Annotated in this window: 24 protein-coding genes and 1 tRNA gene; 12 read left to right on the top strand and 13 right to left on the bottom strand. The window is 65.4% G+C overall.

Translation table 11 applies throughout. The features are described from left to right. Position 1 precedes the first annotated feature (1 nt). Positions 2–1,207 carry an AGE family epimerase/isomerase gene (locus HAPAU_RS09250; RefSeq protein WP_066381838.1) on the top strand — a complete coding sequence of 402 codons (1,206 nt, stop codon included), beginning with the start codon at positions 2–4 and terminating at the stop codon, positions 1,205–1,207. A gap of 47 nt (positions 1,208–1,254) precedes the next feature. Next, the gene (locus HAPAU_RS09245) at positions 1,255–2,343 is read left to right on the top strand and encodes a CobW family GTP-binding protein (RefSeq protein ID WP_066381837.1); all 1,089 of its coding nucleotides are present in this window, start codon (positions 1,255–1,257) and stop codon (positions 2,341–2,343) included. On the opposite strand, the gene HAPAU_RS19665 is transcribed toward HAPAU_RS09245, so the two are convergent. Then, on the bottom strand, positions 2,340–2,492 hold the full coding sequence (locus HAPAU_RS19665; protein WP_169802637.1) for a hypothetical protein: 153 nt from the start codon (positions 2,490–2,492) through the stop codon (positions 2,340–2,342). The two genes, HAPAU_RS09245 and HAPAU_RS19665, sit on opposite strands and share 4 nt — an antisense overlap. Before the next feature lie 91 nt (positions 2,493–2,583). Between HAPAU_RS19665 and HAPAU_RS21635 the strand changes: the two genes are divergently transcribed. Continuing rightward, positions 2,584–2,745 (top strand): hypothetical protein, encoded by a 162-nt coding sequence (locus HAPAU_RS21635; RefSeq protein WP_169802636.1) that lies wholly within the window; start codon positions 2,584–2,586, stop codon positions 2,743–2,745. Between the two features lie 38 nt (positions 2,746–2,783). Here HAPAU_RS21635 and HAPAU_RS09240 read toward each other — a convergent pair whose 3' ends face one another. After that, entirely contained in the window at positions 2,784–3,944 is a 1,161-nt protein-coding gene (locus tag HAPAU_RS09240) for a glutathione-independent formaldehyde dehydrogenase (protein ID WP_066381836.1), read from the bottom strand. A 131-nt stretch (positions 3,945–4,075) separates the two neighbouring features. Here HAPAU_RS09240 and yqeC point away from each other — a divergent pair, with 131 nt between their 5' ends. After that, positions 4,076–4,792, top strand: a complete 717-nt coding sequence (gene yqeC, locus HAPAU_RS09235) for a selenium cofactor biosynthesis protein YqeC (protein ID WP_066381834.1) — start codon at positions 4,076–4,078, stop codon at positions 4,790–4,792. On the opposite strand, the gene HAPAU_RS09230 is transcribed toward yqeC, so the two are convergent. Further along, on the bottom strand, positions 4,785–5,396 hold the full coding sequence (locus tag HAPAU_RS09230) for a molybdenum cofactor guanylyltransferase (RefSeq protein WP_066381833.1): 612 nt from the start codon (positions 5,394–5,396) through the stop codon (positions 4,785–4,787). The two genes, yqeC and HAPAU_RS09230, sit on opposite strands and share 8 nt — an antisense overlap. 105 nt (positions 5,397–5,501) lie before the next feature. Between HAPAU_RS09230 and HAPAU_RS09225 the strand changes: the two genes are divergently transcribed. Further along, on the top strand, positions 5,502–5,696 hold the full coding sequence (locus HAPAU_RS09225; protein WP_066381831.1) for a methytransferase partner Trm112: 195 nt from the start codon (positions 5,502–5,504) through the stop codon (positions 5,694–5,696). Between the two features lie 6 nt (positions 5,697–5,702). Continuing rightward, positions 5,703–6,281, top strand: a complete 579-nt coding sequence (locus HAPAU_RS09220) for a DUF7524 family protein (protein ID WP_066381829.1) — start codon at positions 5,703–5,705, stop codon at positions 6,279–6,281. On the opposite strand, the gene HAPAU_RS09215 is transcribed toward HAPAU_RS09220, so the two are convergent. From HAPAU_RS09215 to HAPAU_RS09205, 3 genes are read right to left on the bottom strand one after another with little or no spacing between them, the layout of a single operon-like run. Continuing rightward, complete coding sequence (locus HAPAU_RS09215; protein ID WP_066381827.1) at positions 6,269–7,339, bottom strand: DR2241 family protein; 1,071 nt, start codon at positions 7,337–7,339, stop codon at positions 6,269–6,271. The two genes, HAPAU_RS09220 and HAPAU_RS09215, sit on opposite strands and share 13 nt — an antisense overlap. Then, positions 7,339–8,211, bottom strand: coding sequence for a CbiX/SirB N-terminal domain-containing protein (locus HAPAU_RS09210; protein ID WP_066381826.1), 873 nt, complete (start codon positions 8,209–8,211; stop codon positions 7,339–7,341). The genes HAPAU_RS09215 and HAPAU_RS09210 overlap by 1 nt, the downstream gene beginning before the upstream one ends. Before the next feature lie 57 nt (positions 8,212–8,268). Then, positions 8,269–9,054 carry a PAS domain S-box protein gene (locus HAPAU_RS09205; RefSeq protein WP_066381824.1) on the bottom strand — a complete coding sequence of 262 codons (786 nt, stop codon included), beginning with the start codon at positions 9,052–9,054 and terminating at the stop codon, positions 8,269–8,271. A 119-nt stretch (positions 9,055–9,173) separates the two neighbouring features. Between HAPAU_RS09205 and cysS the strand changes: the two genes are divergently transcribed. From cysS to paaK, 4 genes are all read left to right on the top strand, one after another. Beyond that, the gene (gene cysS / locus HAPAU_RS09200; RefSeq protein ID WP_066381822.1) at positions 9,174–10,646 is read left to right on the top strand and encodes a cysteine--tRNA ligase; all 1,473 of its coding nucleotides are present in this window, start codon (positions 9,174–9,176) and stop codon (positions 10,644–10,646) included. A 49-nt stretch (positions 10,647–10,695) separates the two neighbouring features. Next, positions 10,696–11,343 (top strand): DUF6517 family protein, encoded by a 648-nt coding sequence (locus HAPAU_RS09195; protein ID WP_066381820.1) that lies wholly within the window; start codon positions 10,696–10,698, stop codon positions 11,341–11,343. Between the two features lie 14 nt (positions 11,344–11,357). Beyond that, a complete protein-coding gene (locus HAPAU_RS09190) occupies positions 11,358–12,032 on the top strand; it encodes a DUF6517 family protein (RefSeq protein WP_245634063.1) in 675 nt (224 codons plus the stop codon). 72 nt (positions 12,033–12,104) lie between these two features. Next, the gene (gene paaK, locus HAPAU_RS09185; RefSeq protein WP_066381818.1) at positions 12,105–13,391 is read left to right on the top strand and encodes a phenylacetate--CoA ligase PaaK; all 1,287 of its coding nucleotides are present in this window, start codon (positions 12,105–12,107) and stop codon (positions 13,389–13,391) included. 688 nt (positions 13,392–14,079) lie between these two features. On the opposite strand, the gene HAPAU_RS09180 is transcribed toward paaK, so the two are convergent. The 3 genes from HAPAU_RS09180 to HAPAU_RS09170 all read right to left on the bottom strand — a co-directional run bounded on the left by HAPAU_RS09180 (position 14,080) and on the right by HAPAU_RS09170 (position 16,727). Further along, the gene (locus HAPAU_RS09180; protein ID WP_245634062.1) at positions 14,080–15,372 is read right to left on the bottom strand and encodes an MFS transporter; all 1,293 of its coding nucleotides are present in this window, start codon (positions 15,370–15,372) and stop codon (positions 14,080–14,082) included. Between the two features lie 229 nt (positions 15,373–15,601). Next, positions 15,602–15,674: transfer RNA gene (locus HAPAU_RS09175), tRNA-Thr, on the bottom strand. Positions 15,675–15,731: 57 nt separating this feature from the next. Beyond that, a complete protein-coding gene (locus tag HAPAU_RS09170) occupies positions 15,732–16,727 on the bottom strand; it encodes a class I SAM-dependent methyltransferase (protein ID WP_066381813.1) in 996 nt (331 codons plus the stop codon). Positions 16,728–16,810: 83 nt separating this feature from the next. Between HAPAU_RS09170 and dph5 the strand changes: the two genes are divergently transcribed. Both dph5 and HAPAU_RS09160 read left to right on the top strand, forming a co-directional pair. Continuing rightward, complete coding sequence (gene dph5 / locus HAPAU_RS09165) at positions 16,811–17,584, top strand: diphthine synthase (protein WP_066381811.1); 774 nt, start codon at positions 16,811–16,813, stop codon at positions 17,582–17,584. Then, positions 17,581–17,958, top strand: a complete 378-nt coding sequence (locus HAPAU_RS09160; protein ID WP_066381809.1) for a VanZ family protein — start codon at positions 17,581–17,583, stop codon at positions 17,956–17,958. Before dph5 ends, HAPAU_RS09160 begins: the two co-directional genes overlap by 4 nt. On the opposite strand, the gene HAPAU_RS09155 is transcribed toward HAPAU_RS09160, so the two are convergent. The 4 genes from HAPAU_RS09155 to HAPAU_RS09140 form a co-directional block, all read right to left on the bottom strand. Continuing rightward, positions 17,941–18,759: an undecaprenyl-diphosphate phosphatase gene (locus tag HAPAU_RS09155; protein WP_066381807.1), complete on the bottom strand. Its 819-nt coding sequence runs from the start codon at positions 18,757–18,759 to the stop codon at positions 17,941–17,943. The two genes, HAPAU_RS09160 and HAPAU_RS09155, sit on opposite strands and share 18 nt — an antisense overlap. Positions 18,760–18,840: 81 nt before the next feature. Beyond that, on the bottom strand, positions 18,841–19,638 hold the full coding sequence (locus tag HAPAU_RS09150) for a VOC family protein (RefSeq protein WP_066381805.1): 798 nt from the start codon (positions 19,636–19,638) through the stop codon (positions 18,841–18,843). Positions 19,639–19,706: 68 nt separating this feature from the next. After that, positions 19,707–20,423 (bottom strand): phosphatase PAP2 family protein, encoded by a 717-nt coding sequence (locus HAPAU_RS09145; RefSeq protein ID WP_066381803.1) that lies wholly within the window; start codon positions 20,421–20,423, stop codon positions 19,707–19,709. A 287-nt stretch (positions 20,424–20,710) separates the two neighbouring features. Beyond that, the gene (locus HAPAU_RS09140; protein ID WP_066381801.1) at positions 20,711–21,820 is read right to left on the bottom strand and encodes an OBG GTPase family GTP-binding protein; all 1,110 of its coding nucleotides are present in this window, start codon (positions 21,818–21,820) and stop codon (positions 20,711–20,713) included. Between the last annotated feature and the right edge of the window lie 47 nt (positions 21,821–21,867).

The raw sequence follows: 21,867 nt of genomic DNA, 5'->3' as shown, positions 1-21,867 counted from the left end.
TATGAACGTCTATCGCACCCACGAGGGACTGCACCACGCGTTTCGGGACGTCCTGAACTTCTATTATCCCGACTGCATCGACGTTCGTACCGGCGGCTACGTCGCCCAGCTCGACGAACGGGAGGGATACGTCTACGACTCGCGAAGCAAGCACCTCGTCGCGACCGCCCGCGCGGTCAACAACTTCTCCCTGGGTACCCTCGCCGACGGACCTGAGTGGTGTCGCACGGCCGCCGAACACGGCCTGCGATTCCTCTCGACGGTTCACTGGGATCCCGAACAGAGGGGCTACGACTGGCTGCTCGACGGGCGCGTGCCAGTAGACCGAACGCGCTACTGCTACGGCCACGCGTTCGCGCTGCTTGCGGGTGCGCGGGCCCACCAGGCAGAGATTCCCGGCGGGCGAGAGGAACTCGATCGAGTCTTCGAGGTTCTGGAGGAACGTTTCTTCGAGCCCGACCACGGGCTGTATGCCGACCGGGCCTCGCCCGACTGGTCGGAGCTCTCGTCCTATCGCGGGGCGAACGCGAACATGCACACCCTCGAGGCACTACTGGCCGCGGGCGAGGTTACAGGAGAGGAACACTTCTTCGACCGAGCCTACACGGTCGCCGAGCGCTTCGCCCGCGAACTCGCCGCGGAGACCGACGGCCTGCTGTGGGAGCACTACACCGACTCGTGGGCACACGACCTCTCGTACAACGAAGACGAACCGGACCATCAGTTCCGCCCGCCGGGCTACCAGCCGGGGCATCACGCCGAGTGGGCGAAGCTGCTCTGTCTGCTCGCCGAGCATCGCGAGGAGAAGTGGCTTCTCACGCGCGCGATGGAGCTGTTCGACGCCGCGATGGATCTGGGTTGGGACGATCAGTATGAAGGGCTCTACTACACGGTCGAGAGCTCGGGAAAACCGATCGTCGACGACAAATACGGCTGGGCCCACGCCGAGGCGATCGGCGCGAGCGCGCTGTTGGCCCGGCACGACACCACGTATCTGGAGTGGTACGACCGGCTCTGGGAGTACGCCACCACCCATCTGATCAATCCCCGATACGGCAACTGGTACGAGCGACTCACCCGCGAGGGCGAACTGCCCGAGCCGGATCACGGGCCCGAGGTGGAGCCGGGCTACCACCCGATCACCAACTGTTGGCTCGCGATGGAGCGTCTCGACCGTGAGGAGGGTACGCTCATGGCTGGCGAGTAGCCCGTCGAGCGCGACACGCTTTTACTCGGTCCGCCGGTTGGTCACGTATGACGGAACCGATACCGGTGACGGTCGTCAGCGGCTCGCTCGGTGCCGGGAAGACGACGCTGGTGAACCACGTCCTGACGAACCGCGAGGGATACGAGGTGGCGGTGATCGTTAACGACATGGGCGAGGTCAACGTCGACGCGGACCTAATCGCGCGGGAGGGAAACGAGGAAGGGATCGTCGACCTCTCGAACGGCTGTATCTGTTGTGAGTTGCGCGAGGACTTGCTGACCGAGGCGACTCGACTGGCCGACTCCCGGCAGTTCGACTACCTGCTGGTGGAGTCGTCGGGGATCAGCGAGCCGATCCCCGTCGCCCGGACCTTCACCGGGGGCGGGGGAGGCGGTGCGGACGACGGGGACGCTCCCGAGGGCTTTCGCCTCGACACCACAGTATCAGTGATCGACGCCGCGGAGTTCGAGCGGGCGTTCGACGCGGGCGAGATCCCCGAGGCAGAGGGGGAAGAATCCGACCGCCCGCTGACCGAGCTGCTGATCGACCAGATCGAGTTCTGCGACCTCCTGCTTCTCAACAAGACGGACCTGGTCGAGGAAGGAAAGCTCGACGAGATCGAGGCCGTGATCGAACGCCTCCAGCCGCGCGCGGGGATCGTCCGGACGGCCCACTCGAAGATCGATCCCGGGCGGGTGCTCGGAACCGAACGGTTCGACCTGCAGGAGGCCCAGCGTCACGTCGGCTGGAAGCGCGAACTCGCCGGCGTGGAACACGGTCACACGCACCCTGCTGAAGAACTCGGCGTCGAGTCGTTCGTCTACCGCCAGAAACGCCCGTTCCACCCCGAGCGCCTCGACGAGGCATTCGAGTCGCTCTCGGGGATCGTTCGGGCGAAAGGGATCTTCCGGCTGGGCGGGCGCGAGCAAGTGATGGGCTTTAACCTCGCCGGGGAGTCGATCAAGGCGGGGCCGATCGGCGAGTGGCATCCCGAGGACGAACGGCGGACCGAACTCGTCTTCATCGGGACGGAGCTCGACGAGGCGGGGATCAGGAAAACGCTCGACGATGCGGTGTTAACTGACGAGGAGCGCGAATCGGGGCTGGCGGGCGTTTCCGACCCGTTTCCGCCCTAATCGTCGGTGTCGAACTGCTCGCGCAGGTCGTCCCAGGACTCGTGAAAGCCGTAGTTCTCCGCCCGCTTTCGGCTACCCTGATAGGTGGCATCGTACTGGAGGAGCCGATCCCATCCCTCGTGGGTGTTGTAGCCACAGTACTTGCACATGAACCCCTTTTGAGCGCCCGCGAGTATAACGGTTGCCGCGCGACCCGGCCCGGAGCGACAGGGAGAGGTCCGTAGAGAGCCACTAGACAGCATGGACGAACCGAACCGGTCGGTTGGAGTCGGCGAGGACGTACTCCTCGGTCGGTGTGAGCGCTGTGAGTGGTCCGTCACCGCCGGCTCGCACTCGGCGGTCGTCGTGGCCTATCAGGACCACCTGCGCGAGCGCCATCCCGAGGCGTGGCTCCGCGGGTAGCGTTCGAAAAAATAGCTGCTGTCGTTACGCCGACGGACTCAGGGTTCGAGAAGGACTTTCGTGACGCCCTCCTCGCGGTTGTCGAACGCCTCGTACATCTCGGGGGCTTCGTCGAGCCCGACACGATGGGAGACGATCCAGCTGGGATCGGCGCGGCCCTCGATGATCAGGTCACGGAGGGCGCGGTTGTACTGCTTGACGTTACACTGGCCGGTGCCACACTTCAGGCCCTTCTCGAAGAACTTCCCGAAGTCGATTCCCAACCTCCCCTGTGCGGCCATCTCGTCGGGCGCACCGGGATCCGAGGGGACGTAGAGTCCGGGGATCCCGAGCTCGCCGGTCGGACGAACGACTTGAATCAACTGATTGAGGACCACGGCGGGGTTCTCCCTCGCCGGGTCGTAGGCGTCGTCCGAGGGGTCGGTCTCGGGGTCGATCGCCTGATACCCGACGGCATCGACGCCTTTGTCGACCATGCCACCGTGTTCGTTCTTGATCTGCTCGACCGGATCCGAGTCCTCGAAGTTGATCGGGATCGCCCCGCAGTTCTCCTCGACCGCGTCGAGTCGGCTCGGCACCCGGTCGACAGTGTAGATCTCGGCGGCACCCTTGATGTGGGCGCTGTAGGCGGCCATCGCACCGACGGGGCCGGCCCCGAAGATCGCGACCGATTCCCCCGGTTGGAGGTTCGCGAGTTCGGTACCGTGCCAGCCCGTCGGGAAGATATCGGCCAGAAGCGAAAACGAGTCCTCGTGCTCGTCGCCCTCGGGGAGCTTCAGCGCGTTGAAGTCCGCGTATGGAACCCGCAGCCGTTCCGCCTGTCCGCCCTTATACGGCCCCATTGCGACGTAGCCGTAGGCCCCGCCCGCGAAACCGGGGTTGACGTTCGTACAGAAGCCCGTGTAGCCCGACTCGCAGTTCTGACAGAATCCACAGGCGACGTTGAAGGGCAGGACGATCCGGTCGCCCTCTTCCAGAGTGCTTACGCCCTCCCCCACTTCGTCGACGATCCCCATGTTCTCGTGGCCGAAGACGATCCCCGGCTCGGCGTCGGTACGCCCCTCGTACATGTGGAGGTCCGACCCGCAGATACACGTCGTCGTGATGTCGATCACCACGTCGTTCGGGTGTTCGATCTCGGGTTCGTCCACTTCCTCTACCGCCACGTCGTGCGGTCCCTGATAGACCACGGCATTCATTGACATTGACTGTCCCGACTAGCGGGTGGACGGCGAGGGGCATAATCATGATTGTTAACTAACTACTATTAGCTAACAACTGTCGACCGGGGGACCACAACCGGTAACCGAGCGGATGCGGTAGAGCGGCTATGGAGCTTACGGAGGCGTTGCCGTCCGAGGGGCTAACCTGCGTCGTCGGAGCGGGGGGGAAGAAGACGACGCTCTATGCACTCGCGAATGCGCTGGACCGGGCGGTCGTCACCGCCACGGTCAGAATTCCGATCTTCGATCCACACGTCGGGCGCATCGTCGTTACCGACGATCCAGCGAGCGTGATCGACCGAAACGACGAGTGGCCGCTGGGCGTCGTGCCCGAACGCGAGTTCGAGGACCGCTATCGGGGGTACAATCGCGGGGTCATCGAGGAACTCGCCCGGAAGACGGAGGTACCCGTTCTCGTGAAGGCCGACGGGGCACGTATGCGCGAGTTCAAGGCGCCCGACGACCGGGAGCCACAGCTTCCACAAAATACGGACACCGTCCTCCCGATCGCGAGCGTCCACGCCGTCGGCGAGCCCTTCACGGAGGGCGTCGTCCACCGGCCCGAACGCGTCGCCGCCATCGCGGGGATCGACCTCGGCGAGGAGATCACGCCGGAAGCGGTTGCAGCGGTACTCGCGAGTCCCGACGGCGGGTTGAAGGACGTTCCCGACGACGCGACCGTGATCCCGGTGTTGAACAAAGTCGACGACGGCGAGGACGAGGCGGTGGCCCGCGAGATCGCCCGCGGGATCCACGAGCGGGCCGACGTCGAGCGGGTGGTGCTCGCGCGGATGGCCGAGAGCGAGGTCGTGGACGTCATCTGAACCGTTCGGCCGCCCGCTCGAACTCCTCTCGGGTGTTCAGGTTCTCGAAGGTGTCGAGGGTAGCGTATTCGAGGACCTCCGTCTCGTCGATCACGACGTAGTTCAGGTGCTCCAGCGGAGCGATCACCTTCCGCTCGCCCGCCGCGAGCGCGCGCTCGCAGGCGTCGGCCATCGCGTCGGCACGGTAGACGGCGTGGGTGGTCTGAAACCAGCCGTCGCCCACTCGAGGGACCGCGGCGTCGTGACCACGGGCGCGCGAGAAGAGACGGGAGACGAGCGCGGGTTCGACGAAGGGCATGTCGCAGGCCGCGACGAAGGCATACTCGCTTTCGGTGGCCCGGAGCCCCGTCCGGATCCCCGCCATCGGACCCTCGTCGGGGTCGGGGTCCTCGGCGATCTCCACGGGGTTGGGATAGTCCCCGAACGCCTCCTCGACGGCCGCGGTCTGGTCGTCCCGGCAGTTCACGACCAATCGGTCGGTCACGCCTTCGAGGCGGTCGCCGACCCGGCGGATCATCGGCGTGCCGGCGAGGTCGGCGGTCGCCTTGTCCACCTCGCCGAAGCGGGTCGAGCGGCCGCCGGCGAGGACGACGCCGTCTGGCATACCCGGGGGTTATCGCGCAGCGACATAGTTCGCTCGGCGCGAACCCGTCATACTTTTCCCACCCGCAACCCTCGGTCGAGCCATGTACGCCGCAGGTGAGGGTCGATGAAGGAGTCGCTGATGGAGATCGTCTGCTGTCCGATCGACAAGGCGGACCTCGAACTCGACGTCGAGGAGCGCGACGGCGAGGAGATCGTCTCGGGAACGCTGACCTGTACGGAGTGTGGCGAGGTCTACCCGATCGAGGACGGCATCCCGAACCTCCTGCCGCCGGACATGCGCGAGGACGCGACGGCGTAGAAGACCGTGGTCCGGACGCTGCCCGTCGACATCAACCGTCGGTCGGTCCACTCGATCGAGCCCCAACTCCGGGAGTTCGAAACCAGCGAGAGCTTCGCGATCGAACTCACGAACCACGGCTCGGCGACCCACGTCCACCTCAACGTCGACGACGGCCTCGCCGACGCGATCTCGCTCGACGGCGGCAACCACTTCGTCGAGGCCGGACGCACCCGCCGGATCGAGGCCACGGTCGACCAGCGGAGCCGCCCGGTCAGCGGCCGCCTGAAGATCGTCACCGGCTACGGCGCCGAGACGGCGGTGATCGACGTCTCGCTGATCCCGCCCGAGGAGACCCCCGAAAAGGAACCCGTCGAGGTCGACGAGCGCCTCTCGAAGCCACAGCCACGCCAGCGCGATCCGCCCGCCCAGCAACCCGAGACGGGCGTTCCCGCGCGGGCGCTCGCTGCGGGCGCACTCGTCGTCCTCGCGCTGTTGTTCGTCGTGATCGGCTCGCTGATCGCGGGCAATCCCGCGGTGATCCTCGGCGTCGGGATCGTCCTCGTGGCGATTGCCGCCGCGGCCGCGCTGCTCTATAGCTCCTGATCCTCGGGATACGTCGGCGTGCCCGACAGTCCCTCCTCGGTCATCCGTCGTGCCCGGAGGTACCGTGCCCGATACCGGTTGGCCCCCTCGTTCATGTCGGCCTCGCGGATCTCCTCGGTTCTCCCCTCCGCGACCGCGTCGATGATCTCCTCGACCTGTTCCTTCTCGGTGGGCGTGAGCTCGAACTCGTACCGTCGGGTCTCTTCGCGTCCGAGCGTGACGAACTTCCGGGCGGCGGTGATGAACAGCGAACACGGCTCCCGACAGGGGAACTCGCCGTCGCCCCGCTCGACGTCGAGGTCAATTTCCTCGTCCTCGTCCCACATCCGGCGCTTGAGACACTGTGAGTCGACACAGCAGGTCTCGGCGGCGGCTTCGATCTCTTCGACCGAGAGTTGGGAGACGATCTCGTAGATGCCCGACTGGCGCTCGGCCGTCTCACGGAAATGCGTGACGTCGAGTTCGCCCTCGCGCTCGCGGTGCCAGTTCGCGACCGTCGCGGGATAGACGAAGTCGACCGTGCGAACGAGGTCCTCCCCACTGAGATCGGGGTATTCCCAGCCGGTCGGCAGGGTCGGCGCGGTCGAGAGGGGGCGATACCGCCCCCGATCGTCGTACTTGACGAGTCCGCGCGCGTCGAGCGGGTCCTCGTAGCCCTCGAGATCCGTGTTATCGGCGTCGTCGACGTGCCGGAGCGCGTAGCGGCGTTTGCCGTCTTCCCCCAGTTCGGCGGTGATCCGAAGCTGACCCCAGCTCCGTGAGACGCCCGTCGAGAGCGCCTCGTAGCGCTCGCTCACGTCGCGCTCGTCGGCGCGTTCGACCCACCGCAGGAAGTCGTAGCGCGCACCCCCCGTGCCGACCACCCGCGTCCAGTAGTACCAGTTCGAGACGAGCCACGGGTTCGCCTCGGCGAACTCCCTGAGTCCGGCCTCCTCGACCGCTCTGGATTCACCGACGATCCCGACCGTGTACGGGCCGTTCCCCGAAACCGAGAGCCCGTCGAACTCGATGCCATCGGACGCGCTCGCGACGAGCGCGTCGAGCTGTGGCGCGTTCATCAGTCGTCCGCGACCCCCTCGGGTTCGCTCTGAGTCCAGTCGTCAACCCCGCGTACGTCCGCTCCGGCCTCGGCGGCGCGTTCGAGCAACACGTCGGCCATCAGCGACTCGGTGCCGACCGCGCCGGAGTACCAGATCCGCTGTCCATCGACTTCCGTGGGGATCTCATAGCCCGTCCGGTAGTCGTCGGTCAGCCCCATGTCCTCGGGGATGTCCTCCTGTGTGTGAAAGCCGTCGGCGACGAAGAGGGGAACGACGACGACGTCCGGGCTCTCGAAGAACTCGGTGACGTCGTCGACCTCGGGCTCCTCGTCCATGAACAGCGCCTTCACCTCGTCGAAGCGACCCGACTCACGGATCCGATCGGCGTGGTACTGGATCGCCTTCGCGCTGTTCTCGTTTCGCTCGGTTCCGTGGCCGACGATCGCGAGCCCGAAGCCCGCTCCCATGTCGGACTCCCCGGTGATCGACTCGGCGCGCCGGACGATCACGTCGCTCATCGAGTCGTGGGTGCCCGCAGGTCCACAGTAGTGGACCGTCTTTTCGACGTCCGTCGCACGCGAGGTCGCGTAGGTGGCGCTGACGCCGTCCTCGGAGTCCCACGCCGAGACGTCCCAGCCTTCGAGTCGGAGTTCGCGGGGGATCACCCGCTCGGTGAAGTATCCCTCGCTGATGAAGAGCGGAACGACGTAGACCTCGTCGCTTTCGAGGGTTCTGAGCACCTCCCGGAACGAGGGTTCCTCCTTCCAGAAGGCCTCGCGCACCTCGTCGAAGACCCCCGTCTCGCGGATCGTATCGGCGTGCGAGAAGGTGGGTGTCGACGAGCCAGGATTGAGGTGCGACCCGTGGCCGACGATGACGAGTGCCTGCATACTCGATCTAGCGACGGCACGGCCATAGGGCTTACTCCCGGTCGGCCCTTCTGGCCGTCACTCCCGACCGCGCAAATCCCGAAAGATCCCCTGTACCAGCCGCTGATCGCCCAGTTCCAGCGTCGTGGCGTTGATCTCGACGGGGATCTCGTGGCCTTCGGCGTGGAGCACCGACAGCTCTCGCTTGTCGCGGATCACGCCGCTCGATCCGGCGTGCTCCTCGAAGACGTCTCGATAGTATTCGCGGTCGTCCTCGGGGTGCAGTTCCGTCTGGTGGAGCCCCTCGAGTTCCTCGCGCGGGCGACCGAACAGTTCCTCGGCGGCGGTGTTGACCTCGAGGAGGACGCCGGTTTCGGCATCCACGACGAGGATCGCGTCGGGTGCCGCCTCAAGGAGTTTCTCGTAGCCCTCACGGGTCGCAACGAGCGACTGTTCGAGGCGGCGTTGTTCGACCGCGCCGCGAACGCGGTTCGCGAGCAGTTCGAACCCCTCGAGCCCGCCTCCCTTCGAGACGTAGTCGGTTACGCCCGCCGAGATGGCCTCGCTGGCGACCGTCTCGCTGCCCTGACCGGTGAAGAGGACGAACGGGAGGTCCGAGTCGTGTTCGCGAACGCGCTCGAGCAGTTCGACGCCCGTAAGCTGTGGCATCCGGTAATCGCTGACGACACACTCGATCCCGTCGTCTTCGAGACGGTCGAGCACCGCCGTCGGATCGGTCGTCTGCCTGAACTGGAGAGCGGGATCGATCTCCGAGACGGACGTCTCAGTGAGCCGCAAGAACGCCTCGTCGTCGTCGACGTGGAGGACGCGGATCGGCCCCTCCGCCGGTCGCACCGACTTCATTCCCTCATGATGCACGTTTCTCCACAATAGGTGTTTATACCCGTCGGGCGCGGACAGCTGTGGCGATCCGCTCACGGAGCCGACCGACGGGTTGAAAGGCGCGCCCGGCGATCTATCGGGTGATGCTGTCCGTGACGAACACGCTCTCAGGCGAGCGCGAGGCGTTCGAACCGACGGACGAGGAGGTACTGCTGTACGTCTGTGGGCTGACGGTCTCGGACGACGCCCACCTCGGACACGCCCGGGTGTGGGTCCACGCCGACGTGATCCACCGCTGGCTCGAACACGAGGGCTACCCGGTGCGCCACGTCGAGAACTTCACCGACGTCAACGAGAAGATCGCCTCCCGGATCGGCGAGGACGAGTTAGGCGACTCCGAACTCGCGGTGGCGCGTCGCTTCATCGAGGGGACGATCGCCGACATGCGCGGGTTGAACCTGAAGCGGGCGACGGTCTACCCCCGCGTCTCCGAACACATCCCCGAGATCATCGCACTGATCGAGCGGCTGATCGGGGCGGGCCACGCCTACGAGACCGACGGATCGGTATACTTCGACGTCACGAGTTTCGAGGAGTACGGGAAGCTCTCGAACCAGCGCCTCGAGGATCTCGAAGCCCAGGGAGATCCCGATGAACGGGGCGAGAAACGCCATCCGGCGGATTTCGCGCTCTGGAAAGCGGGCGGCGTTTCTGAGAGCGCCATCCGCGAACACGAGAAGGTCGACCACGACCGTCCCCCCGAAGGCGAGACGTGGGACTCGCCGTGGGGCGAGGGACGCCCGGGCTGGCACATCGAGTGTTCGGCGATGGCGATGACACACCTCGACGAGACCATCGACATCCACGTCGGCGGGCACGACCTCGTCTTCCCGCACCACGAAAACGAGATCGCCCAGAGCGAGGCCGCCACCGGCGAGCGCTTCGCGAAGTACTGGCTCCATACCGGCCTGCTCGAGACGAAAGGCGAGAAGATGAGTTCGAGCCTGGGCAACTTCTTTACCGTTTCGGCGGCGCTCGAGGAGTTCGGGCAGAACGTGCTGCGCTCCTTTTACCTCTCGACGGAATACGACTCGAATCAGACGTTCTCCGAGGAGGCGATAGCCGAGGCCGAAGAGCGATTCGAGCGCCTCGAACGCGCATACGAACGGGCGACCGAAGCGGCCGACAGCCCCGATGCCCGGACGAAAGTCGAGGACGAGGACCTCCGGGAGGCCGTCTCCGAGGCCCGTGAGGAGTTCACGCGGGCGATGAACGACGATTTCAGTGTCCGACCGGCGATGGCCGCGCTCCTCTCGCTGGCGAACGCGGTCAACCGCCACGTCGATACCCACGACGAGTACGACTACCGGGGGTTGCGACGGGCCATCGAGACGGTCGAGGAACTGGGCGAGGGTGTCTTCGGGCTGTCGTTCGTCTCGGAAGGCGAGGGACGGGTCGATATCGCGGACGAACTCGTCGAACTCGTCCTGCGCGTGCGCGAGGACGAACGCGAGGCCGGCAACTACGAGCGCGCCGACGAACTGCGCGACGACCTCGAAGCGCTCGGGGTGACGGTGGAGGACGAAGGAGACGGGACGACCTACCGGTTGTAGAAATATACAACGCTAGACACTTATTTTATCTGGAATATTATGAGAAGGTATGAACTACACACGGCGGGCGTTCGGCGCGGGCGTGCTGGCGGGGCTGGCCGGGACGGCCGGCTGTCTCGGGTTCGTTCGCGGTGAGGACGCGCTGGCGTTCGAGGCGGTCGGCGTCCGTCCAAGCGATGGGACGCTTGCGGAGACGGGCTATCGACACACGAGCACCGAGACGGAACCGCTCTCCGAGACGATCGAGATCGGTAATACGACCCGGGAGCTCGAACTGGAGAACGTCGTCGTCGAGTGCGACAGGGGCGTCGATCTGGGCGTGTTGGGAACGGTCCGGGCGGCGACGTTCATCGCCTTCGCGGCGCCACAGTTCGAGGTCCTCGGTCGGACCTTCCATCCCGGCGAGCGCGTCGATCCCCGCCGGATCGCGACGGAGCTCGGGTCGAACTACGACGACCTCTCGATCGGCGAGGAAGTAGCGCAGTGGGAACTGACCGTCTTCGACGAGACGGCGGACGTCTCGACGTTCGAGGGACGGGCGGCGGTGGGCGGAACGGAACTCGACGTCCACGCGCACGTCGGGACCGCGACCAACGACGAGGACTTCGTGATCTTTGTCGGGGCCCATCCGCGTCGGCTCAAGGGCGAACGGACACGCGTTGCGACGCTCGCCGAATCGCTCGCCCCGCTCGAGTGAGCCCACGGCGTTTAATGCGATTCGATCACGATTTCCCGACAGTGATGGTGCTCACCCGCCGCGGCCTCTGTTCGCTCGCCGCCCTCGCGTTCGCGGGGAGCGGCGGCTGTCTCGACGTTCTGAACGGGGAGCCGGCGAGGTTCGTCGCCCCGCCCGCCCCGGTCGCGGACGAGACCCTCGGGGAGACAGGATACGAACTCGGTACCACGGACGAGCGGGTGGAGACGCGGACGTTCGAGGTGGCGGGTCAGAGCCGCGAAGTCGAAGTCGTCAATCGGGTGATCGAGTATCACAGGCCGATCGACATGGGACCGCTCGGCGAGGCCCGAGGGGCCGTCTTCGCGACGCTCTGTACGCCCGCCGTCTCGGTGCTCGGCCGGACTTTCAACCCCGTCGAGGACATGACCAATCGTGAGATCGCAGCGGAGGCCCAATCGCAGTACGAGGAGCTCTCGATCGGGCCGGAGATCGATCGCCGGCCCGTTCGGATCCTCGGGGAAGAACTCGCCCTTTCGACGTTCGAGGGCGAGGCGACGTTCATGGGCGTCGGCATCGACGTGTTCGTCCATACCGCACTCGCGGAGGGCGAAGAGGAGTTCGTCGTCGTCTTCGGGATCTATCCACGCGTCCTTCCGGGCGAAGAGGAAGCGATCGTCGCGCTCGCCGAAGGGGTACGGATCGACGAGTGAGACGCAACGACGGCCGCTACCCGATGCGCCACCGGAGCAACCTTTTTCGGGGCCGCCCGCGCACGTTCGTTGATGATTTACAATGATCGAGAGGCAATCTCGCGTGACGAGTTGACGTCCCTCCAGAGCGATCGCCTCCGCGAGACCGTCGCCTATGCGAGCGAGAACGTCCCGTTCTATCGCGAGCGGCTCGCGGACGCCGGTGTGAGTGCGGACGACATCGACTCCATCGAGGACGTCTCGCGGCTCCCGTTTACGACCAAGGAGGACCTACGCGAGACGTATCCCGACGGGATGTTCGCCGTTTCCGACGAGCGAATCCGCCGGATCCACGCTTCCTCGGGCACGACCGGGAAGTCGAAGATCGTCGCCTATACTGAGGGCGACCTCGACCTCTGGAGCGAGGTGATGGCCCGGTCGCTCGCGGCCGCCGGCGTCTCGCCCGGCGACACCGTCCAGAACGCCTACGGATACGGTCTCTTTACGGGTGGATTAGGTGTTCACTACGGCGTCGAACGCCTCGGCGGGACCGTCATCCCCATCGGCGGCGGTCAGACGCAACGCCAGATCGAACTGTTGGAAGACCTCGAAAGCGACGTCCTGACCTGTACCCCCTCCTATGCCCTGTATCTCGCCGAAACGGCACGTAAGTCGGGGGTCGATCCCCGTGAATTCGCACTCTCGACTGTGATCATCGGCGCGGAGCCTTGCACCCAACCGATGCGCGAAGAGATCGAAGCCGCCCTCAACGCGACCGTCGTCGACATCTACGGTCTCTCCGAGATCATCGGGCCGGGGGTCTCAAACGAGTGTCAGGAAGTACAGGACGGGCTCCACGTCTGGGAGGACCACTTCTATCCCGAGGTGGTCGATCCGAGGACCGGCGACCCCCTTCCGGCGGGCGAGGAGGGCGAACTCGTGCTCACAGCGCTGACCAAGGAGGCGCTGCCGATCATCCGGTATCGGACCGGCGACCTCACCACGCTACAGTACGGAGAGTGTGCGTGTGGGCGGACGATGGTCCGGATGGACAACGTCACCGGACGAGCGTACGACCTGCTGATCGTCCGTGGAGTCAACGTCTATCCGAGCCAGATCGAAAGCGTCGTGCTCGAGTTCGACGCGGTCGCACCCCACTATCGGATCGACCTCGAACGCGAGGGAGAACTCGACACCATCGGGATCACCGTCGAGATCGATGCCGGGTTCGACGGCGACCGCGAGGTCCTCGAAGAACGGATGCGCGAGCGACTCGAGAGCGTGCTCTCGCTCTCGCCGGATACGCTGGCGCTCGTCGAGGCGGGGGAGATCGAACGAACCGAAATCGGAAAGGTACGACGGGTCTACGACCATCGCTAATCCGCAGCACGGAAACCCCGCCGGTTGAGGCGGGGAGGCATCGGGTATCACTATCCCGTTGCTGGCGCGTACCAGCACTCGTTGGTACCGTCGAGAGCAATATACATATACAGGTGATAACGAGCGCGTCGTGACCCGAACTGGGGTCACGGAAGTCGCCCTCGTGTAAAGAGAGATCGCAGCGCCAGAGTGCGCAACGTCGACCGTCAATCGAGGTGTGACCTCTGGCATCGAAACCCACGACGCCCAGCATCATAGTAATTTCCCTTCGCTGAAACGAGGAACTAACGTGACTGGCGGACGTGTCCATTCGGTCGGAGTGGCCGGGAGAATCGACGATGGAGCCGATCGAGGATCCCCGATATGGTCGTCGAGACGACCGCTTCGGTCGGTTCCTTATTCGCGGTCGCTCCGCGAGGCGATGTCGCTCGGGGGCAACCAAACGAAACATGAGAGAAGCGGCCGGTGGCCGTTTCCGGACCGTGAGGATTGCCGTTCGAGCCGAACGACACCCCACGGTTCGCAGTACGCTACACGGGCGTCCGCGATTCGATAGAGGACACAGGTACTGATAGTTAAGCGGTGACCAAACCGCAAAAATCAACGCCGGTGTGTTGGACATCGATTATCGCTCACTCCACTCCATTTGATGGATGCTAACCCCGTGTTCGGCACGGGTGTGGACGAGCTATGTCCGCTTCTCGCTCCGGCGGTGGAGCCAGAGTGCACACCCGATTGCGACGATGCCTGCGGCGGCGCCGATCCCGAAGGCGACCCGATACCCCGTCATCGTGTACACGCGGGTTCCGTCGATATACTCGCCGGTCCAGTAGATATCGAGCGCCCATCCCATGAGGGTTGGAAACGAGGCCGCTCCGAAGAACGACGCCCCGTTGATGGTGCCCAGCGCGATACCGCTTGCTCTGTCGTCGTAGCGGCGCTGAATCATCGGATACGTCAGTACGAACGCACCCAACAGGCTTCCGAGGAGAAAGAACACGACTCCGACCAAGAGCAGCGGCGGGTCGCCGACCACAGCGACGAGTCCCACTGCGGACGTATGGACGACAGCGCCACAGACGATAACCTCGGTCCGACGGTCCGCCGTATCAGAGAGCCGTCCGAACGCCGGAGGGCCCACCACGGCACCGACGCCACCGAGTAACGTGATCGTCGATGCGGTCGTGACCGACACCCCATAGACCTGCACGACGTACGGAATCCCCCACAGACCCACGAGCGTCAGGTTCACGCCCCCGGTACAGTACAGCAGGACGGAGGCGGCCCACGTCCACCGGTCGGCGGTGACCCGACCGGTGAACTCGCGGATCTCCGCGATCGAGAGTCGCGACTGCTCCGGAACGTCCTCGATGGGGGGCAGTCCCGCGCGTTCGGCGGAGTCACGCACGAGCGCCACCGTCGCGCCCGCGACGAGGAGCCCGAACAGCCCGAGTCCGAGCAGCGTCGTTCGCCAACCGGCGAGCTCGACGGCGACGGCAAACGGCGTCGTCGCGAGGACGCCACCGATCCCGCCGACGGCGAAACTCACCCCGTTCATCGTCCCGAACTCCTCGACGCGATACCAGTTCGCACAGAAACGAAGCAGCGAGACGAAGATCGCGCTCCCGCCGAGTCCGATGAGGAGCCGACCGCCGAACGCGGACCCGTAGGTGGTCGCGAGCGCGAACCAGATCGCACCGAGGTTCATCACGACCGCTCCACCCGCGGCAGTGAGTCGGGGGCCGACGCGGTCGACGAGGATCCCCGTCGGGATCTGCATCAGTGCGTACACGAGGAAGAAGACCGCGTGGAGCGTGCCGAGTTGAGCGCCCGTGGTTCCGAGCGCATTCATCAACTCCCCCGAGATAACCGCCGTCGAGAGCCGGTAGACGTTCACCAGAAGAAATGCGAGTGCAAGGATCCCCCACAGTAGCCACCGACGACGGGACGGATCCAACCAGACGGACCGTATCGCTACCACAACCCGGTTTCCCACCGGGAGCTAATGAATCCGTGACATTCCACTCTCCGTGATCGGTGGGGCTCTCGTTATATCGTTGAACCCTCTGTTCGGTATAGCTCTCAAACGAGGAGTATCGAAGCCGGTGGCGGGGATTGTGAACCACGGTCGTTCCGCTCGCGTTCGCTCTATTCCCTGATTCACTCCCACCACGCGTGGCTCTTCAATCCTCGCTTCGTTCGATAGGAAGAGCCGGTGGAGGGATTTGAACCCTCGGCCTATTCCTTACGAAGGAATCGCTCTGCCAGCTGAGCTACACCGGCGGACGGGACTTGTACGCGTTCATAACTAACCGCCAAGACCGTTTTAAGGGTTGTGAATCACGCCGACCGCGTGAGGCGGACGTCGAGACAGACGTTCAGTTCGTGGGGAGCGTACGAACGCACGACGTGGCGCGTCTCGACGTCGACCGCGTAGCCCGCACCCTCGGCGACCTCGCGGATGGCTCGCTCGCCCGGTCCAAACGGGTCCTCGTCGTGTGCGATGTCGTAGTAGTGGAGCACGCACTCCTCGTTGGCGAGCGAGACGGCAGTGTCGAGGAACTCCTCGGCGCTGTGCGGGAGGTTCATCACGATCCGGTCGGACCAGCCGTCGTATTCCGCGTCCGCGACGATGTCGCGGACATCGCCAACAACGGCCGTCACCCGCTCGGCGACGTCGTTTCGCCCGGCGTTCTCGCGGAGGTACTCGACGGCCCGGTCGTTGATGTCGACACCCACTGCCTCCGCACCGCGGGCCGCCGCGGGGACCACGAACGGCCCGACCCCGGCGAACATATCGAAGACGTGCTCGTCCCCTCCTACTTGCTCGGTGACCCGATGGCGCTCGGTCGCGAGTCGCGGCGAGAAGTAGACCGCCGCGAGGTCCAGCGCGTACTCGAAGCCGTACTCGCGATGGACGGTCTCGGTACTCTCGCCTTCGAGTACCTCCCAGTCACGCACGCGTGTCTCGCCTTTCACCTTCGAGGCCTTGTTCAACACCGTCTCGACGGGCAGGTCCGACTCGACGACGGCACGGGCTATCCGCGCGGCGCGCTCGGGATCGTCCTCGTCGAGGATGACGATGTCGCCGAGACGCTCGTAGGAGGGGTCGAACCCGAGCAGGTCCGCGGGCGTCGTCTGGGTCTCGCGGTCGGGTGCTTCACGCTCGACGAGGGCGAATTCCTCGGGTACCGCCTCGGAGTCGATTACAGGAATGTAGAGCCAGCCGTCCTCGACGGTGATCTCGTAGCCGTCGGCGATCAGGTCCGCCTCCGCCAGTTCACGACGGGTCCTCTCGCCCTCGGCCCGCCGAACGCGGACGCAGGGAACCTCCATACCGAACCCAGCCGACCGACCGATTTACCGTTGGCGCTTCGATCGAACGCGTCGCTTAACCCGTCGGCTTTCCCAGATCGAGTATGCTCACGTTCATCGGCCTCGGCCTCTACGACGAGCGTTCGATCACCGTCGAAGGCCGCGACGCCCTCCAGGGCGCTGACCGGGCGTTCATGGAGCAGTACACCAGCCGACTGATCGGTACCGACGTCGAAACCCTCGAAGCCGAACACGGCATCGGGATCGAACTCCGAGATCGGGCGGGCGTCGAGCAGGACCCCGAGGAAATGCTCGCGGCCGCAGAATCCGAGGACGTCGCCTTCCTGGTCGTGGGCGACCCGATGGTCTCGACGACCCACGTCGACCTGCGGCTCCGGGCCGCAGACCGAGGAATCGACACTCGAATCGTCCACGGCACGACCGCCGAGGCCGCCGCCAGTTCGTTGACCGGCCTCCAGAACTACCGCTTCGGCCCCGCGACGACCCTGCCCTTTCCCTACGCCCACGGCGCCGAGGGTCTGCCCGCAAGCGTCACGAACACGATCGACGACAACCGCGATCGGGGTCTGCACACGCTCGTCTACCTCGATATAAAGCAGGAACGCGGGGACTACATGACCGCCGACATCGCCGCCGACCTGCTCTCGGAGGCCTACCCCGACACCCTCGCGGTCGCGGTCTGTCGCGCCGGTAGCCCCGACCCGGTCGTCGCGGCCGACGCCCTCTCGGAACTCGCCGAGCGGGAGTTCGGCGGGCCGCTGCACCTGCTGGTCGTGCCGGGCGACCTCCATCACATCGAGGCGGAGGCACTCCGGACGTTCGCGGACGCTCCGATAGAGCTCGCGCCGCTCGAATGAGGACCCCCTCTCGCTGGACGCCCGTCGCGCTGCTCGCGGGCGCGATCCTCGTCGCCTCGATCGTCCCGATCCCGGGCGCGGTTCCCGAGGAGGGCGGCGGGATCTCGACGAGTGCGGTGTTTCACTTCCTCGGCTACGCGACACTCGCTGCGCTGATCGGTGTCGCGCTTCTCGTCCGCCAGCCTCCGGTTCGTGGGTCGGGAACGGGGATCGCGAGTGCGAGCTCCTACGGCGTCCTGATCGAGTGTCTCCAGTACCCGATCGCCTATCGCACGTTCAGCTACCTCGATATGCTCGTCAACGCAGGGGGCGCGACCCTCGGCGCGCTCGTGTTGCTCTGTGTCCTCGCGGCACGCTCAGATGACCATCGTTAGCCCGCCGCCCAGCACCGCCAGCCCGCCGAGGACGACGCAGACGAACCAGAACGCCACCTCGTTGACGACCCGCATGATCGCGTCGATCATCGCGTAGCCGACGACCGCGCTCACGGCCAGCGCGACGAGTGCCTCCAGTCCTGTCGTCGGCAAACCGTCGTCCGCGAGGATCAACAGACCCGCCCCGATCCCGGCCGGAATGGAGAGCAAGAACGAGAGGCGAAACGCCGCGGGCCCCTCGTAGCCGCGGAACAGGAGGACGCTCGCGGTGGTTCCCGAGCGCGAGATCCCCGGAAGAATCGTCACGCCCTGGAACGCGCCAACGAGGATCGCGTCCACGAGCGAGGGGGTTCCCCGATCCCCCAGCGAGACGGCGTCGGTCGCCCGCTGGAGCAGGCCGGTCAAAACGAGCAGGAAGCCGATCAGCGCGACGAACGCCCCGCCGGTCAGGTCGCTCGCCAGATCGATCAGGGTAATGTAGATCGGGATCCCGACCAGCCCGGTCATCGCGGTCGCGACGATGATAAACGAGGTCTCGGCGTTGGCGTCAGCGAAGGCACGTCGGGGTCGCCAGCCGGGGGCGTTCGCGATCGCATCACGGATCGTCCCGCGGTAGTAGATCGTCGCCGAGAGCGTCGTCCCCATCTGGAGGAACAGCGCGAGTCGCACGGCGATGTCGGGGGCTGTCCCCAGCGCCGTGAGGAACAGCGAGAGGTTGCCCGAACTCGAGATGGGGAGCCACTCGACGAACCCCTGGACGACGCCGGCGGCGACGGCGACGAGGATCTCGCGAAGTGTCACTAGTTGCGGGCACTCATGATCTGATAAAAGGGATGACGGTTTGGGGTTCGACTTGTGCCCCGTTTGTCCGTCCGAACGCGCTTAGTTCGGGAACAACGAGTCGCTGTTCGGATCGCGCTCGATGATCTCGATCTCGTGGTCGTCCATGTCCTTCGTGAAGGCGTACTCGTTGTCACAGGACTCAGGATCGCGGTAGTCGGGGGCGTCCCGGGTCATCAGGTCGTCCCAGAACTCGTTCAGGTCATCGGCACGAACACAGAGATGGCCCCACGCGTCACCGAGGTCGTAGGTGTTGTCCCCGTAGTTGTAGGTGAGTTCGAGCGCCATCGACTCGTCGCTCGCGCCCTCGGGTTTCATGAAGTAGTTCGCGAAGGAGTCGGCCTCCCAGCGGCCCGTGTGTTCGTACTCGAACTTCCGGGTGTACCAGCCGAGCGCCTCGTCGGCGTCCTCGACGCGGATCATCGTGTGGTCGATCGACCAGAGCGCGCCCTGCTCGGGGTCGCGTTTTACGATCTCGATCTCGTGGCCGTCGGGGTCCTTCACGAAGGCGTACCGGCCGCCACACGAGTCGGGGTCCCGGTAGTCCTCGACGCCCTCGTCCATGAGCTGTTGGTAGTAGTCCTCGAGCTCGCCGTCGGGGACGCGAACCGCGATGTGGCCCCAGGCGTCACCCATCTCCTCGGGCCCGCCGTCGTGGTTGTGGGTGAGTTCGAGCATCGCGCCCTCCTCGCCCAGCTTCTCGGGACCCAGATAGACGTTGGTGAAGGTGTCCGCCTCCCAGCGGTCCTTCTCCTCGTAGCCCAGATGCTCGCCGTACCACTCGAGCGATTCCTCTAAGTCCGAGACGCGCATCATGACGTGGTCGAGTGTCGCTCCCATACCCGGGCCAACGCCTCCGGGGGCCAAAACAGTACCGAGAGCCGACGGATTTGCCGCCTATCGGGTTGCTACACGGCGACTCGCTGCGGGTCGGCCCGCCATGAGAGGCCGAACAATGCGAGCGCGACCGCCAACAGCGCCAGCGCCTCGATGTGTATACCCGTGACGACGACGGCGGCGAGCGCGAGCACGCTTCCGATTCCCAGCGCGACGGTTCGACGTGTCTCCGACGAGCGATAGCGAGCCAACAGGCGGAACGCGAGAAAGAGGAAAACGGCGCTCAGGGCGATCCCCGCGAGCACGTCGACGAGGTAATGAAGGCCGAGGGCGACCCGACAGAAGCCCACGATGGCGAGGATCCCCGTCGCGGCGGCGTACCGGCGTCGGCGAGTGCTCACCGGCAGTACCGTCGCGAGCGAGAGGTACGTCGCCGTCGAGATGACGGCGTGGCCGCTGGGAAAGCCGTAGCCGCTGGCGTAGCCGGTCAGCGAGTAGATGAGCTGAAACGGCACCCAGAGCGCTTCGAGCGCGACGAGCGGCTGGTCGGGACGGGGCAGCGCGAAGAGCTCCTTGGTGAACAACACCAGCGCGATCGCACCGATCACCAGTCCGCCGGCGGCGACGATCCGGTCTCGGTCGGTCCCGTCGTAGCGGACGGCAAGGACCACGAACAGCAGCGTCACGAACCAGATATCGCCCAGTTGGGTGAGCAACGCGACGACGATCGCGAACGAGTCGGGGATCGCCCCCTGAACGAGGTCGAACTCGCCGACGCCACGGGACATACACGAGGGTTCGTCCCGAGCCGTATAGGCACCTCGGTCGTCGTCGAGGCGGCATCTCGCGGCCTAACGACTCGCCGGGTCCGTCCCGCGGATCCGAATCGGTCCTCGTCCAACCGGTGGATCGCGCCGTCCGACCGGATTCCGACGAACAGCGCGGGGATCGGGCGGCGGCTCGCGATGGCCGGCACGATCGCCGGAAGGCGACAGGATCAAGAGGGATCCGAGGCCGCCAACCACGTCACGACCGTTCGAGAACCCCTCACAACAGCTCGCTCGTGCTCGGCGATTTATCGTCGGAGGATGAACTTCACGACGTCCTCGTCGGCGAGTTCGTGGTCGGTGCCGACCTGCTGTTCGTCGTGTTTTGCGCTCGGGCCCGAGACGCGTGCAAAGCGGAAGCGTTCCTTGAACTCCCCGCCGAGTTTCTCCATCGCGTCCTCGATGTCGCTGCCTTCTTTGAGGATCAACGGCTCCTCGTAGTCGATCCCGCGACCGGGCTTGTCCATGTAGATCCGGATCAGTCCGAGCGTATCCCAGATCCGCTCTTTGAGCCCCTCCAATCCCTTTTCTTCCTCGGCGGAGATGAACGTCACCTCCTCGGGGTCCAGATCGTGGGCCCGCAGGTCCTCGTTGACCGTCTCCAGATAGTCGCGGTCGATCAGGTCGGCCTTGTTGACGGTGACGATCGAGGGGAGATACACCCGGTTTTCCATGATCGAGTCGATCAGTCGGTCCACGTCGAGCTCCTCGCGAACCGTGACGTTCGCGTTGACGTAGCCGTGTTCCCGTAATACCTCCTTGATCACGTCCTTCGGGAGGCCCGGATCGCCGCTGGCTGTTACGCGGATCCCCCCGCGGCCCTTCTTTACGATCGAGAGGCTCGGCGGCTCGGTGTCCAGACGGACCTTGTTCGCGTAGAGCTCCTCGCTCAGGCGCTCGTACTGGTCGATCTCGAACACCGTGAGGACGTAGACGACGAGGTCCGCTGCCCGGACCACCGAGAGGACTTCCCGGCCGCCACCCCGCCCGCTCGCGGCACCTTCGATCAATCCCGGTACGTCCATGATCTGGATGTTCGCGCCCCGATACTGGAGCATTCCGGGGTTGACGTTCAGCGTGGTGAACTCGTAGGAACCGACCTCGCTTTCGGCGTTGGTAAGCGCGTTGAGCAGGGTGGATTTACCGACGCTCGGAAAGCCCACGAGCGCAACGGTGGCGTCGCCGGTCTTCTCGACGGCGTAGCCGCTGCCGCCGCCCGCGGAGGACTGGTTTTCGAGTTTCTCCTTCTTGTCCGCGAGTTTCGCCTTCAGCCGGCCGATGTGGGCTTCGGTCGACTTGTTGTATGGCGTCGAAGCGATCTCCTCCTCGATCGCCTCGATCTCTGCTTCCAGTCCCATCGTCCCCTACTCGCCGCTTCGAGCGAAAAACCCTTTCCGTTTACCGG

The sequence above is a fragment of the Halalkalicoccus paucihalophilus genome (assembly GCF_001593955.1).
Taxonomy (GTDB): domain Archaea; phylum Halobacteriota; class Halobacteria; order Halobacteriales; family Halalkalicoccaceae; genus Halalkalicoccus; species Halalkalicoccus paucihalophilus.
This window is presented reverse-complemented; position numbering and strand designations above follow the sequence as displayed.

Coding starts and splice junctions, on each gene's coding strand:
- HAPAU_RS09230 (WP_066381833.1), bottom strand. CDS start 5,396: ATGCCAGACGGCGTCGTCCTCGCCGGCGGCCGCTCGACCCGCTTCGGC.
- dph5 (WP_066381811.1), top strand. CDS start 16,811: ATGCTCACGTTCATCGGCCTCGGCCTCTACGACGAGCGTTCGATCACC.
- HAPAU_RS09225 (WP_066381831.1), top strand. CDS start 5,502: ATGAAGGAGTCGCTGATGGAGATCGTCTGCTGTCCGATCGACAAGGCG.
- HAPAU_RS19665 (WP_169802637.1), bottom strand. CDS start 2,492: ATGTGCAAGTACTGTGGCTACAACACCCACGAGGGATGGGATCGGCTC.
- HAPAU_RS09140 (WP_066381801.1), bottom strand. CDS start 21,820: ATGGGACTGGAAGCAGAGATCGAGGCGATCGAGGAGGAGATCGCTTCG.
- HAPAU_RS09195 (WP_066381820.1), top strand. CDS start 10,696: ATGAACTACACACGGCGGGCGTTCGGCGCGGGCGTGCTGGCGGGGCTG.
- HAPAU_RS09250 (WP_066381838.1), top strand. CDS start 2: ATGAACGTCTATCGCACCCACGAGGGACTGCACCACGCGTTTCGGGAC.
- HAPAU_RS09210 (WP_066381826.1), bottom strand. CDS start 8,211: ATGCAGGCACTCGTCATCGTCGGCCACGGGTCGCACCTCAATCCTGGC.
- HAPAU_RS09170 (WP_066381813.1), bottom strand. CDS start 16,727: ATGGAGGTTCCCTGCGTCCGCGTTCGGCGGGCCGAGGGCGAGAGGACC.
- HAPAU_RS09145 (WP_066381803.1), bottom strand. CDS start 20,423: ATGTCCCGTGGCGTCGGCGAGTTCGACCTCGTTCAGGGGGCGATCCCC.
- HAPAU_RS09190 (WP_245634063.1), top strand. CDS start 11,358: ATGCGATTCGATCACGATTTCCCGACAGTGATGGTGCTCACCCGCCGC.
- HAPAU_RS09215 (WP_066381827.1), bottom strand. CDS start 7,339: ATGAACGCGCCACAGCTCGACGCGCTCGTCGCGAGCGCGTCCGATGGC.
- HAPAU_RS09245 (WP_066381837.1), top strand. CDS start 1,255: ATGACGGAACCGATACCGGTGACGGTCGTCAGCGGCTCGCTCGGTGCC.
- HAPAU_RS09205 (WP_066381824.1), bottom strand. CDS start 9,054: ATGAAGTCGGTGCGACCGGCGGAGGGGCCGATCCGCGTCCTCCACGTC.
- HAPAU_RS21635 (WP_169802636.1), top strand. CDS start 2,584: ATGGACGAACCGAACCGGTCGGTTGGAGTCGGCGAGGACGTACTCCTC.
- yqeC (WP_066381834.1), top strand. CDS start 4,076: ATGGAGCTTACGGAGGCGTTGCCGTCCGAGGGGCTAACCTGCGTCGTC.
- HAPAU_RS09160 (WP_066381809.1), top strand. CDS start 17,581: ATGAGGACCCCCTCTCGCTGGACGCCCGTCGCGCTGCTCGCGGGCGCG.
- HAPAU_RS09240 (WP_066381836.1), bottom strand. CDS start 3,944: ATGAATGCCGTGGTCTATCAGGGACCGCACGACGTGGCGGTAGAGGAA.
- HAPAU_RS09150 (WP_066381805.1), bottom strand. CDS start 19,638: ATGGGAGCGACACTCGACCACGTCATGATGCGCGTCTCGGACTTAGAG.
- paaK (WP_066381818.1), top strand. CDS start 12,105: ATGATTTACAATGATCGAGAGGCAATCTCGCGTGACGAGTTGACGTCC.